12 protein-coding genes are annotated in these 11867 nt (G+C 50.4%); 3 read left to right on the top strand and 9 right to left on the bottom strand.

The genetic code is table 11. The features are described from left to right. Positions 1–10 precede the first annotated feature (10 nt). The gene (locus tag NDI44_RS12590; RefSeq protein WP_190411574.1) at positions 11–484 is read left to right on the top strand and encodes a GNAT family N-acetyltransferase; all 474 of its coding nucleotides are present in this window, start codon (positions 11–13) and stop codon (positions 482–484) included. Between the two features lie 144 nt (positions 485–628). On the opposite strand, the gene NDI44_RS12595 is transcribed toward NDI44_RS12590, so the two are convergent. The 5 genes from NDI44_RS12595 to NDI44_RS12615 all read right to left on the bottom strand — a co-directional run bounded on the left by NDI44_RS12595 (position 629) and on the right by NDI44_RS12615 (position 6471). Next, complete coding sequence (locus tag NDI44_RS12595) at positions 629–1258, bottom strand: nucleotidyltransferase family protein (RefSeq protein ID WP_190411575.1); 630 nt, start codon at positions 1256–1258, stop codon at positions 629–631. Next, on the bottom strand, positions 1255–2388 hold the full coding sequence (locus tag NDI44_RS12600; RefSeq protein ID WP_190411576.1) for an XdhC/CoxI family protein: 1134 nt from the start codon (positions 2386–2388) through the stop codon (positions 1255–1257). Before NDI44_RS12600 ends, NDI44_RS12595 begins: the two co-directional genes overlap by 4 nt. A 132-nt stretch (positions 2389–2520) precedes the next feature. Then, positions 2521–4746 carry a xanthine dehydrogenase family protein molybdopterin-binding subunit gene (locus NDI44_RS12605; RefSeq protein ID WP_190411577.1) on the bottom strand — a complete coding sequence of 742 codons (2226 nt, stop codon included), beginning with the start codon at positions 4744–4746 and terminating at the stop codon, positions 2521–2523. Further along, the gene (locus NDI44_RS12610; protein WP_190411578.1) at positions 4743–5729 is read right to left on the bottom strand and encodes a xanthine dehydrogenase family protein subunit M; all 987 of its coding nucleotides are present in this window, start codon (positions 5727–5729) and stop codon (positions 4743–4745) included. Before NDI44_RS12610 ends, NDI44_RS12605 begins: the two co-directional genes overlap by 4 nt. A gap of 214 nt (positions 5730–5943) precedes the next feature. Next, positions 5944–6471 (bottom strand): 2Fe-2S iron-sulfur cluster-binding protein, encoded by a 528-nt coding sequence (locus NDI44_RS12615; protein ID WP_199303376.1) that lies wholly within the window; start codon positions 6469–6471, stop codon positions 5944–5946. Between the two features lie 413 nt (positions 6472–6884). Here NDI44_RS12615 and NDI44_RS12620 point away from each other — a divergent pair, with 413 nt between their 5' ends. Together NDI44_RS12620 and NDI44_RS12625 are read left to right on the top strand one after the other, a co-directional pair. Then, positions 6885–7394: a GNAT family N-acetyltransferase gene (locus tag NDI44_RS12620; protein WP_190411580.1), complete on the top strand. Its 510-nt coding sequence runs from the start codon at positions 6885–6887 to the stop codon at positions 7392–7394. Between the two features lie 60 nt (positions 7395–7454). Next, a complete protein-coding gene (locus NDI44_RS12625; protein WP_190411581.1) occupies positions 7455–7901 on the top strand; it encodes a low molecular weight protein arginine phosphatase in 447 nt (148 codons plus the stop codon). A gap of 173 nt (positions 7902–8074) precedes the next feature. Here the strand turns inward: NDI44_RS12625 and NDI44_RS12630 are convergent, their stop codons facing one another. The 4 genes from NDI44_RS12630 to NDI44_RS12645 all read right to left on the bottom strand — a co-directional run bounded on the left by NDI44_RS12630 (position 8075) and on the right by NDI44_RS12645 (position 11863). Further along, positions 8075–9286, bottom strand: coding sequence for a DUF3747 domain-containing protein (locus NDI44_RS12630; protein ID WP_190411582.1), 1212 nt, complete (start codon positions 9284–9286; stop codon positions 8075–8077). A gap of 108 nt (positions 9287–9394) precedes the next feature. Beyond that, positions 9395–10993, bottom strand: coding sequence for a mucoidy inhibitor MuiA family protein (locus NDI44_RS12635; RefSeq protein ID WP_190411583.1), 1599 nt, complete (start codon positions 10991–10993; stop codon positions 9395–9397). Between the two features lie 29 nt (positions 10994–11022). Further along, positions 11023–11280, bottom strand: a complete 258-nt coding sequence (locus tag NDI44_RS12640; protein ID WP_190411584.1) for a hypothetical protein — start codon at positions 11278–11280, stop codon at positions 11023–11025. A 13-nt stretch (positions 11281–11293) separates the two neighbouring features. Continuing rightward, the gene (locus tag NDI44_RS12645; protein WP_190411585.1) at positions 11294–11863 is read right to left on the bottom strand and encodes a DUF6193 family natural product biosynthesis protein; all 570 of its coding nucleotides are present in this window, start codon (positions 11861–11863) and stop codon (positions 11294–11296) included. Positions 11864–11867 lie beyond the last annotated feature (4 nt).

An 11867-nucleotide genomic window follows, 5' to 3' on the forward strand; every position in this document is an offset into this window, starting at 1 on the left:
AGACAAAAAGATGATAGAAATCAAACCGATAAAATCACACCAAGTTGAAGAAGTCAAGCGCGTAATCATCGCGGTTTGCAACGAAATATGGCAGCTTCCTGAAGAAGTGATTAGGCATTACGATGCCATGTCTGATATAGATGACGTGCAATCGCACTACTTCGACAATAAGGGCACATTCTTGGTGCTGATTGATGAGGAGCGGGTTGTTGGCAGTGGCGCAATTCGGCGTTTGAGCGACGACATCTGCGAACTAAAGAGAATGTGGTTTCTTAAAGATTATCGAGGACGAGGGTTGGGGACGAAAATGGCTCAGATGCTCTTAGATTTTGCCAGAATTATAGGTTATAAGAAAGTCAGGCTGGATACGATTGATGAACAAAAACAAGCACAAGCTCTGAAGCTTTATCAGCGGCTCGGCTTCTATTTTATTGAGCGATACAATACGAGTCCTTGTACTGTGTTCATGGAGAAAATGCTTTAAAAAGTAAAAAATGCATCATCTTTCATCTTGATATATCAGTCCTATGTGATTTGGGGGAAAAACGAACCGCCAAGACGCAGAGAACACAGAGAAAGAGAAGAGAAGAGAGAGAAGTTTACAACTCATTTAGGATTGCTATATTTGTTAAATACCAGTCCTGCTTTGTAGATACTCATCAGCGATCGCTTGAAATTTTTGATAATCTTTTGGTGTGTCAATGTCGATAGCACCCTCCGGGAAGGGGAGGTGAAAGACTTCGGTAGAATATTTTTTAATGATTTGTTTTGCGCCTTCGGTCGTTTTTAGGCTCATGAGTTCTGGAAACAAGGCGCGGCTGAACAAAGCGGGTACGCCCAAGCTTCCGGCATACTCTGAAGCAATAATCGGTCGGCGTGTGACCTGATAGGCTTCTACGATTTGATTGAGTAGTTGGGAAGAAATGAAAGGCTGATCGCAAAGAGCGATCGCAACGGCGTCTATGTTCTGATTTAAAATACTCAGCGCTTCCATACCCACCCGAATCGAAGAACTCATCCCCTCCGCCCACTGTGGGTTTTCGACAATTTGGATGGGTAACTCGCTGACTTCCGGCGTAATTTGTTCCGCATTCGCTCCCAGAACGACGACGATGGGTTGACAGAGGGAAGCGATCGCAATTTCTACGGTGTGACGGAGGAAGCTGCGCCCTTGATACAACAGCAGTTGTTTTGGCGTCCCCATGCGAGTGGATGCTCCTGCTGCCAGAATTATCAAACCGACGACAGGCGCATTCATCCGTTACTCCGGTTGTGGATTGGTTGCTGGCGGTTTCTTAATAACCCGCCCGAACGATTGGCGAGAACCGCTTGAATTTCCGCCACAATTGAGAGTGCGATCGCTTCCGGTGTATCAGCGCCAATATCCAGTCCAACAGGGCCATGCAAGCGGTGAAGTTGGGCTTCTGTAAGCTGAATTCCTTGTTCTTTTAGCTCCAAAAGTAACTGTTCGGTTCTTCTTTTAGGGCCAAGAATGCCTAAATATTGCACGGGAGAAGGCAAGAGTATTTTCAGGATTTCTAGGTCGTGCAGATAGTTATGAGTCATCACGACAGCTACCGTGCGCTTATCAATTTCTACGGTTTCATTGACGATTTCTGGGCGAGACAAAATGACTTCATCGGCGCTGGGAAATCGGTCTGATTTTGCATTGGCAGGTCGGCTATCAATGACTGTTACGTACCATCCCAATTCCTTCGCCAAGCGTACAACCGGGATGGCATCGTCACCTGCTCCAAAAATGACCAGCGAAACAGGTGGCTGAATCGCTTCGATAAAAACTTCGGCTTTCCCTCCCAGTAAGGGATACAGTTTTACCTGCGAGGAATTTTTATCAAGCACTTCACGGGCATCTTCGAGGATATCTGCACTCAAATCTGCATCTTCGAGGTTACTGAAAATCGTGCCATCTTGATGCAGGATTAAATGGGTTCCGACTTGTGCCTTGATTTGACCTTCAAGGTGAAAGATCGTTGCCAGAACTCCGACTTGCCGCCGATGCAGACACTCTGCCAGAAAGGTCATCGGACTGAACTCGTTTTCTGGAGTTAGGCACTCTATCAGAACTTGTACCATTCCCTTGCAACCAAGTCCCAGCCCCCAGACGATGTCATTGTCGGAGGTCGTATCGTAGTTGACCAACAGGGGTTTACCGGACGCGATGACCTGTTGAGCGCGTTCAAAAACGTCATTCTCCAGACAACCCCCACTAATCGAGCCGATTCTCTGACCCTCTAGCGTTATCAGCATTCGAGCGCCCGGTCGCCGGTAGGTAGACCCACTAACTTTGACTATGGTGGCGATCGCTACTGTCTTGCCGCAATTTTTGGCTTTTGCAAATGCGGCAACAATCTCCTGTAATTCTTTCATATAGAGCTTTGCAGTTTGAGCCAATACGGACTGACCTCTCCCCAAACCCCTCTCCGTGTCGGAGAGGGGCTTTGACTATGGCTCCCCTTCCGTACCAGAGAAGGGGGCTGGGGGGTTAGGTTCTAAGACAGATTACAGCAACTTATCCGGTGTAATCGGGAGGTCGCGGATGCGCTTGCCGGTGGCGTGATAGACAGCGTTTGCCACCGCCGCCGCCACGCCAGTGATGCCAATTTCGCCTGCGCCTTTGGCTCCAATCGGGTTAATGTGCGGGTCGATTTCTTCGACGAAGTACGACTCAATTGCGGGGATGTCTGCGTTGACGGGTACGTGGTACTCACCGAGGTTGGCGTTGACGATGCGTCCGGTACGGGAGTCTGTCACCGTTTCTTCTAGTAGTGCCATACCTAGCCCCATGACGATACCGCCAATCATTTGCGATCGCGCTGTTTTGAGGTTGATTACCTGTCCCACCCCAAAGGCTCCCACAAAGCGGGTTACGCGCACTTCGCCAAAGTCAGGATCGACGCGCACTTCGGCAAATTGAGCGCCGAAGGAGTGCATGGAATACTTCTTCTCGGCGCGGTTAAACTTGGCATCAAAGCTTTCTTCGACTTGCGGCAAATTTTGGCGCGTCAGCACTGCTTGGTAAGTTTCGCCCTGGTTGCGATCGCTCTTGCGAAACAGGCGTCCGCCCTCAATCGCCATGTCCGTTTCCGGGACGTTGTAAAGCGGCGAACTAGCATCCGTGCGTGCCAACTCCAGTACCTTCCTACGGGCTGCTTGCGCCGCTTCATGCACGGCAGTCCCCACGCTTCCCATCGTCGCCGATCCGCCCGATATCGGCGCGCGGGGCAATTGGGTATCTCCCAGCTCAAATCGCACTCGCTCAACCGGCAAACCAAGGGCGTCAGCGGCGACTTGCGCCATCACCGTCGCCGTACCCGTCCCCATCTCTTGGGAACCACTTTGCACTAAGGCGGTGCCGTCTTGCAGGATGCGGACTCTCGCGCTAGCCGGGAAGTGATTCACGGGGTACGTGGCGCTTGCCATTCCCATACCGATTAGGTAACGACCGTCCCGCATCGAACCCGGTTCGGGAGTGCGCCGCGACCAGCCAAATTTTTCTGCGCCGAGTTGGTAACATTCTTTGAGCGACTTGCTCGACCAAGGCAGGTTATTGCTGGGATCTATGTCTGCATGATTGCGGAGGCGCAACTCAATTGGGTCAAGTTTCACGGCATAAGCGAGTTCGTCCATTGCCGATTCCAGGGCGAACATTCCCGGACTTTCGCCGGGGGCACGCATAAAGGTCGGCGTTCCCTTGTTGAGACGGACGAGACTTTGCTTTGCTTGCAAGTTGGGAGTGGCGTACATCATGTGGGTTCCCACAGTGTACGGTTCGAGGAATTCCTCGAACGTTGAAGTATGGGAGATGCCCCGATGGGCGATCGCAGTCAAGCGACCGTCGCGGGTTGCGCCGAGTGCGACTTGTTGCTCGGTTTCTGCCCGGTGCCCAACCACGGTGAACATCTGTTCGCGGGTTAAAACTAATTTCACGGGACGACGTACCTGGCGGGCAGCGAGGGCGGCTAGCGTGACGTGGGGCCAAACCATAGCTTTGCCGCCAAACGCGCCGCCAATGAATTGACACACGACGCGCACGTTCTCGTCGGGGATGCCGAACGTCGTCGCCATTGCCTGACGCACGCCGAAGTTAGACTGCGTGGCGTCGTAAATGGTGAGGCGATCGCCCTCCCACACGGCAGTTGTCGAGTGCGTCTCCATCGGGTTGTGGTGTTCGGTGGGCGTCCGGTAAGTTTCTTCAATCCGCACTTCAGCATCGGCTAAAGCTTGCGTCGGATTGCCGCGTATCGTCTCTGGCGGTTTGCCAAACACGGACTTCGGCACGTATGCCTGCGCCTTTTCCATCTCCACCACCGGCGTTTCGACGTCGTAATCAATGCGGACGAGGGATGCGGCGTGGGTGGCGTTTTCTAGGGTGTCGGCAATAACAACGCCGATGTGCTGACCGATGTGATGTACAACCGCTTCTTGCAGCACCAGGCGGTTTTCGGCAGCAGCCCCACCCCCGAACAAGGTGGGCACCGGGCGGAGTTTAGGCGCGTTGAGGTGCGTCAAGATACTCAGTACACCAGGGGACTGTTCCGCCGCACGGGTGTCGATGCTTTTAATGCGTCCGCAGGCGATCGCGCTGCCGATAGAGACGGCATAGGCGGGATTTTCTACAGGGATTTCCGCCGAGTAGCGGGCACCACCCGTCACTTTCAGGCGTCCATCCACCCGATCCATTGGCTTACCCACAGCTTGGTTGGTTGCATTCTCAGATTGACTCATACTGTGCCTCCTGCTGCTTTTGTGAGTGCCCGAGCGATCGCTCGTTTTGCCATTTCAACTTTGAATCGGTTGTATTTTTGGGGTTGGGCTTCCCGAACTGTTGCCTCTGCTGCTGCTGCAAAGGTTTGCTCGTTCGCTTTTGCACCAACCAGAATTTTCTCCGCCTCAACCGCCCGCCACGGCTTATGTGCGACGCCTCCCATCGCGACTCGCGCCGCTTTAATGGTGCCGTTGTCGATATCGAGGGCGGCGGCGACGGAAACCAGGGCAAAGGCATAACTAGCGCGATCGCGTACTTTTAAATAGTGCGATCGCTCGGCAAAGGGTGAATTTGGCAAATCCACCGCAACGATTAGTTCGTCATGTTGAAGCATCGTATCGATTTGAGGCGTATCTTCCGGTAAGCGGTGAAAGTCACTGATGGGGATTTGTCGCTCTCCGTTCGGCCCCTCAACACGCACTACGGCATCAAGGGCTGCCAGCGCCACGCACATATCCGAAGGATGCGTTGCAATGCACTGTTCGCTGGCACCGAAAATCGCGTGAATGCGGTTGTACCCTTCAATCGCCGAACAACCGGAACCGGGTTCGCGCTTGTTGCACGGCATCGTCGAATCGTTGAAGTAGTAGCAGCGGGTTCTTTGCATCAAGTTGCCGCCGATGGTTGCCATATTCCGCAGTTGCGGCGACGCGCCAGCGAGTAACGCTTGAGACAGTAACGGATAGCGATCGCGCACCAGCCGATTATTTGCCACGTCGCTGTTGCGTGCCATCGCCCCGATGCGTAAGCCATTCGAGATTGCCGTCACGTCTGCCAAGGGTAGCCGGGTGATGTCTACCAGTTGGTCAGGCTGCGCTACGCCTCCTTTCATCAAGTCGATTAAATTAGTGCCGCCTGCGATGAATTTCGCTGCCCGATCCCCCGCAACTGTCTGAATGGCTGTGCCTTTTTCAGTAGCACGCACATAACTAAAAGGTTTCATTAAAACTCCTGTGCATGGGTTTAAGTTGAATGGCACTGACTTAAGAGCCATGAAATAAATTTCCGGCTTCACCGCTCAAACCTATTTCAACCCGTTAAAATCCATATCCAGTTAGCTTTAGCTAACTTTAGCGATTAGCCCGAAATTGATTTCAGGGCAAAGCTGCGGGTATGCAATTGATTGGTGAAACGACGGAATTGCTCATGCTTCCCGGCTACCCATTGCTAGTCTGCGTCTGATGAACTTCGCGCACAGCGGCAACAATGCCAGGATAGGCACCACAGCGACAGAGATTGCCGCTCATGCACTCCCGAATTGCCTCATCGGATGTCGGGCAACCTTCTGCTAATAGACCCACCGCAGACACGATCTGACCGGGCGTACAATATCCGCACTGAAAGCCGTCATGCTTAATGAAAGCCGCCTGCATGGGATGAAGTTCATCGCCACGAGCTAAACCTTCAATCGTTGTAATTTCCGCGCCTTCTTGCATCACCGCCAAGGTCAGGCACGAGTTGATGCGCCGTCCATCAACTAACACAGTACACGCACCGCATTGTCCGCGATCGCAACCCTTCTTGGTGCCTGTCAGACCGATACGTTCTCGCAGTGCATCCAGTAGCGTCACGCGCGGTTCTATTTGCAAAGTGTGCGATTTACCATTGATTCGCAGCGTCACGTCAATACGACCAGGCTCCTGGGTTTTCGCGACTGCGGTGGAAGTCTTAGGGCTTGTTTGCATAAAAATATTTTTTGTAAGGTTTGCATTCGCGATGCGGGATGCAATCGCGTCCTTAGCAACGACCAAGGTACTTGCGATCGTTAGCATACCGAACCGTCGCCGTGTTATCCTCAGCCTCATTTTGCGGTGTCAAAATAGGTCTAATAACAAAGATAGTGCGTTTTACATTTCTCGGCATGAGAACTGAAGTTTAATGAGATTCAAGGAAAGCAATTTTTTTGCTGATAGCTTTAATTTCGTTAAAACGGGCTAAAAATCAGAAATATTCAGGTTTTTAGTCTATTTCAATAGACCTGATTTATTCACCCAGAATTTGAATTTTGGGCGGGTTATCGGGTTGGTGCAAGATTGCAAGATATTGGTGCAAAATATCAGTTGCACTCGACTTTGTGAAACAGGCACCCAAAAATCAGATGATTGTAACTGAAACACCGCGCTTACTTCTCCGACATCTCACCTGGGATGATGTAGATGACTTGGCAACTATTTTTGCAGATCCGGTCGTGATGAAGTTCTTCCCCAACACCCGGACATCCGAAGAAACGAAGGGTCACATCGAGTGGATATTTAGCTGCTACGAGAAATACGGCTTCGGTTTGTGGGCGACCATTCACAAGGCTGACAACCAGTTTATTGGTCGGTGTGGATTAATACCGCAGCGAGTGGATGGGCAAGAAGAAGTCGAGATTGGTTATATGCTGGCTAAGGAATACTGGGGAAAGGGTTTGGCAACCGAAGCGGCTAGTGCAATTCGGGATTATGGTTTTGAGCTGGGTTATAACCGCCTCATTTCCTTAATCGCTCCGGGAAACATCGCATCGCAGAAGGTCGCAATGAAAGTCGGCTTAACTTACGAAAAAGACACAATTATTCAGGAAAAGACTGTTCGCGTTTATGCAATCAATAGACCCACTTTTCCGTAGAATTAACTACAGCAGTTTTATTGGCTGAGCAACAGCGAGAGAGAAAAGAGAGGGTCACAAATGCGGATTTTATTTGTGTGTACGGGCAATACCTGTCGTAGCCCGATGGCAGAAGCGCTATTCCGCCAAAAAGCGAAAGGAATGGAAGTGGAGGTGCGCTCGGCGGGCGTCGTGGCGTTTGAGGGAGATTCTGCATCCCCACAAACCCAGCGCGTCCTAAAAGAGTATGGTATCCATCATTACCATGAAGCGAAGCGACTGGATCGCCATCTGATCGATTGGGCGGATTTGGTGCTGACTATGACGGGCGGACAAAAGAAAGCGATCGCTGATGCCTTCTGTGCTGCTGCGGACAAAGTATATACCTTGAAAAAATACGTTGGCTATCACGATCGAGCTGAAATCGCCGATCCCTATGGTGGCGACTTGGCAACTTATCGACAGTGTGCCGGAGAAATTGAGAAAAAGTTGGATCTGTTGTTAGAGAAGCTAGCGGCTACGCGCTAACCAAAATCATCTGATTTTTAATCGCAACGAAGGCTTTTCTCACCGGATGTCTAGTAATCGGTCAGGGTTAAGCGGAAGGATTCATTAATCGTAGAAACAAGGGTTTATCGCGTCTAGAACAAACCATCAAAATTGTCTTGAGAGTCTATTTAGACGCGAAAGAACGATGAGGATTACTCAGTTTTGACGCAGTTGAGCATCCGCAGAGTGGCGGCGGCAGCATAGTTGCGGCGAGTCGGAGAGTTTGGCTCAAACTTGCTGCCGACTTCATTGACTGGGGAGGCGACATTGCAATAAGAAGACATTTGACTAATCAGCGGGGCAGCCCAGTGTTTCTCGGTGTCTGAGAAGGTTTTCGCTAAGTTTTTGGTCGCTAATTCTGGGGCAAGTCCACGCATATTTTTGCCAAATTCCGCAGCACGTCGCAGCACTGCCATCAATTCAGCTCTGGTGACGGGTTGAGTGGGTTTGAAGGTGCCGTCTTGGTAGCCACTGACAATATTGTTATCCCGCGCCCATTTAATTTTAGCGGCACTCCAGCGCGAAGCATCGACATCAGGATAGGGTCGGGATGCCGCTTGAGTCGGGATCGTGACATTGGCTCCGGGTAGCTTGGTTAAAGATTCCAACACCATAGACACGAGCTGCTCTCTGGTTAAGGCGACTTGAGGGCGGAAGGTGTTGTCTTCTTTAAAGCCTGCGACGAACCCCAGCGCAACGGCTTGTTCAATTTCTTTCGCGTAGACATCTGAGGCGATATCTCCGAAGGTGGAACTTCCGGGAGGCGTTGCGATATCGCCAGGGTCGATTCCCGGCGCGGCTTGGTCGCTGGCAAGATAGACGTGACCGAGGGTTTTACCGTTGTAGGTTCTTTTGGCGAACCGCCACGCCGGATCGAGATTGATTTTCATAAAACCATCGCTGAGTCCGTTGGTTCTGCCAATTTCAATGGTTGGGACAGTGCGATCGCTAAAGTTGGTGCCGACAAGGACGAGTTCGCCGTCGCGCTTTACTAAGTTGAAGCTGTACTTCAGCCCCAAATCCGTCCCCGCCATACGCATAGAATAGCCGTTGCTATCGGTACTGCGTCCGCAAATGCCGGTGAAGTCAAAGTTGAGTAGCAGCGGATCGACTGCTGTTGGGCGATCGCCACTTTCACTCCAACACGCCCGTTTATCGGATATCTGTTCCAGAATCAGCAGTTGATGACTATTCGTGCCGTATGGGGCAGCTACGGCGATAAATTTACCTTGTTCAACTTCTTTTTGAGTAAAAACGGCGGCTGGGCTGGGGTTGACGGCACTGAGGGTGGAGAGGACGACGGTGGCTAGGGCGGCAATTGACCGTCCAAATAGACGCTTGGAGGAGGTTGACGGCAAAGACATGGTGAGGAGGTTATGGAGCTGGGTAGATTTATTTTCTTTAGTTATGTGATAATATTACTCACCCAAAAGTTCCCCCGTCATAGCGCCTAAATTCATGGGAGCAAAGCCCTAGATGCCTTGTACTTCCGGTGCGGCTGAAACTTGGTAGACCAAGGATGCCTGGAGTTGAGAGTAAGGTTCGAGGGTAAAATTCCAGGTGTAAAAGCCGTTTTCATCTGCCTGGATGCCGTCGGTAGTTTTATCGGAGATTACCTCAACTTTCACTTGCTCTAGCTCAGAAACCGGCACCCGCTCAGTGGTTGCGATCGCTCTTTGTTCTTCGCCAATATTGGAAAGGAACAATGTTGTTGTAGTTGTGACACTGTTCCATTTAGTCAAGTGATCCTGTTTTCTTTTTTGGGTTTGGGTGCGCTGCACGCGCATTGCATTATCCGCTCCCCATCCCAAAGCAAATTTCTCTCCAGGCGCGATAAATAGAACTGAGGTACGACCGACAAAGCCAGAAGTCCGCACTAAATCCACTGGCCCAGCTAGAATCGGGAATTTAGAAGTGTTTGTCTGTTCGCTCTTGAGGATGACTTGACAGGATAATTCTGGCATCAAGACATACTCTACAGAGGCGGGAGAGTCGAAGGAGTAGATGGAAACGCGGTAAGGGCGACCATCTGAGGGAATCGTTGCTTTTGTCTGGCTGCGTAGGTTGCGAACTTCGCCGCCGTCATCAACACCGGGTAAATCAACTGTGGCGGGGGTGGTGTCGGTTCCGAGTCCGGCTGTCTGAACTTGTTGATCTCTCGCTTGAATGATTATCTGCTGAGATTTTTCTTGAACATTTAAAGGGTCATCTGTCAGCAGGGGTGGTTCAGTTCCCAAGGATGCGCGGGCGGTTGAAAAGACTAAATCTACGTCTTTCCAATCTTCTCCCGTGCGTTGCCAGACACAGCCATCGAAGCGGAAAGAGAGCGTCGGTTTTTCGTCGAGGAGAAGGCGTGCTTGGTGCCAAGGTCGCCACATGGCACCGGGAACCACATAGTCGAAAGCGATCGCATACTCTCCCGCTTGGGGAATCATTAAGTCGGCTTCGATGTTGGCAACATAGACCCTATCGGGACGCGATAAGGCTTCTGCTTTGGCAATTAAGTCGTGAATTTGCTGGTGTAGTTGTTCTTGAGTGTGATAGCTGCTTAAGATTTCCGATCGGAAATCTCGCAATTGTTTAAATAAAGTAGAAATTTGCTCTCGCCAGGATTTAGGGTCAATTTGTCCCCAAATCGCATCCACGGGGAGTTCCTGCAAACCTTTAGCAAGGATGGTGTTTACTCGCTCGAAGCACGATTCGAGGTGCTGGCGGTCTTCGCTGATATTGTTGAAGGAGTTAAGTAGCGATCGCAGTTCTGCTTGTAGAGACGCGAAATTTTGCATCTCTACATTGGCTAGTCGATCTGTTTCCTTAACCAACATCTGGCGGCGAACGCGAACATCGTCAATCCGTGCCTCTGGATATTCCTCACAAAACTCTGCCCGAAGAGATTTATCTGAAAGAACTGGGGCAACTTTCTGGACTTGGATTCTCCACAGTCCTTGGGTTAAATTAATTTTGCCAATTCGTCGCACCTGTGCCCTATCTTCTAAGAGTGTTACTACACAAACAGGTGCATCGAGCGTTAATTCTTGAATGACTTCTGGCGACTTTTGAATTGCTTGCATAATTTACCACTTCCTCATATCAAATTCATTTAAATCGTCATTGTTTGGAACCTCACCCCTATCCCCTCTCCGTTAACGGAGAGGGGAACCGGAGCCGCAGGCGATCGCGGGAAGAGTTTCTGAGGGAATGCTAAAGCAAATGCTGAATAATCAACCGGATTTGATGACATCATTTGGAACCTCACCCCTACCCCCTCTCCGTTGACGGAGAGGGAAACCGGAGCCATCGGCGATGGCGGGGAGAGGTTGTTTGCAAATGCTGAATAATCAACCGGATTTAATATCATTTAGCTTTTGCATTTAAGTATAAAGATTAGAATATTTACGCGGTAAATTTTCAACTATCAAGCTAATTGCTGTTGGTGCATCATTAACGATTGCAATAATCTGTTGATAATTACTAGGAGCCAATACTTCATACTGCCCCTTTCCGGTGGGTACAGCAGCAGGGCAATCATACCAAAAAGGAGGTTCCGTATATTTGCTGAAACCTAAACAATAATGACTGGTATACGGATAAAGTTGACTCAGCACTGAGTGTTTTCTAGCAGTTTGAATAAGATGAACTAAATCGTACACAGAACGGTGAGACTCAACCATGCGGATTCGGATGATAGGGGGCATTTGATTGTTTTCCCAAGTTTGCTCTGTGTATTGCCACCGCTGCTCGTGTTTTTGCAAAATTTCTTGCCACCGCTGTTCGAGTTCTTGCCATTTATTTTCAACATACTCATTCGTTGATATTTTTGTGGAAATAGGATTGGTTGATGCTTGAGAAGGCTTGCTGCTAGCACTAACGCTCAGTAGCAAGAGGCTGCAAAGGGTGGCTGAGCCATACACAATAAACTCCCGCCGATTGTATTTTTCCACGGTA

The organism is Trichocoleus sp. DQ-A3 (assembly GCF_039961975.1).
Taxonomy (GTDB): Bacteria; Cyanobacteriota; Cyanobacteriia; order Cyanobacteriales; family FACHB-T130; genus FACHB-T130.

Bases quoted from the DNA above. Each gene is read 5' to 3' on its own strand.
- NDI44_RS12590 (WP_190411574.1), top strand. From the start codon at position 11: ATGATAGAAATCAAACCGATAAAATCACACCAAGTTGAAGAAGTCAAG.
- NDI44_RS12630 (WP_190411582.1), bottom strand. From the start codon at position 9,286: ATGTCTTTGCCGTCAACCTCCTCCAAGCGTCTATTTGGACGGTCAATT.
- NDI44_RS12635 (WP_190411583.1), bottom strand. From the start codon at position 10,993: ATGCAAGCAATTCAAAAGTCGCCAGAAGTCATTCAAGAATTAACGCTC.
- NDI44_RS12605 (WP_190411577.1), bottom strand. From the start codon at position 4,746: ATGAGTCAATCTGAGAATGCAACCAACCAAGCTGTGGGTAAGCCAATG.
- NDI44_RS12600 (WP_190411576.1), bottom strand. From the start codon at position 2,388: ATGAAAGAATTACAGGAGATTGTTGCCGCATTTGCAAAAGCCAAAAAT.
- NDI44_RS12595 (WP_190411575.1), bottom strand. From the start codon at position 1,258: ATGAATGCGCCTGTCGTCGGTTTGATAATTCTGGCAGCAGGAGCATCC.
- NDI44_RS12615 (WP_199303376.1), bottom strand. From the start codon at position 6,471: ATGCAAACAAGCCCTAAGACTTCCACCGCAGTCGCGAAAACCCAGGAG.
- NDI44_RS12610 (WP_190411578.1), bottom strand. From the start codon at position 5,729: ATGAAACCTTTTAGTTATGTGCGTGCTACTGAAAAAGGCACAGCCATT.
- NDI44_RS12620 (WP_190411580.1), top strand. From the start codon at position 6,885: ATGATTGTAACTGAAACACCGCGCTTACTTCTCCGACATCTCACCTGG.
- NDI44_RS12625 (WP_190411581.1), top strand. From the start codon at position 7,455: ATGCGGATTTTATTTGTGTGTACGGGCAATACCTGTCGTAGCCCGATG.
- NDI44_RS12640 (WP_190411584.1), bottom strand. From the start codon at position 11,280: ATGATATTAAATCCGGTTGATTATTCAGCATTTGCAAACAACCTCTCC.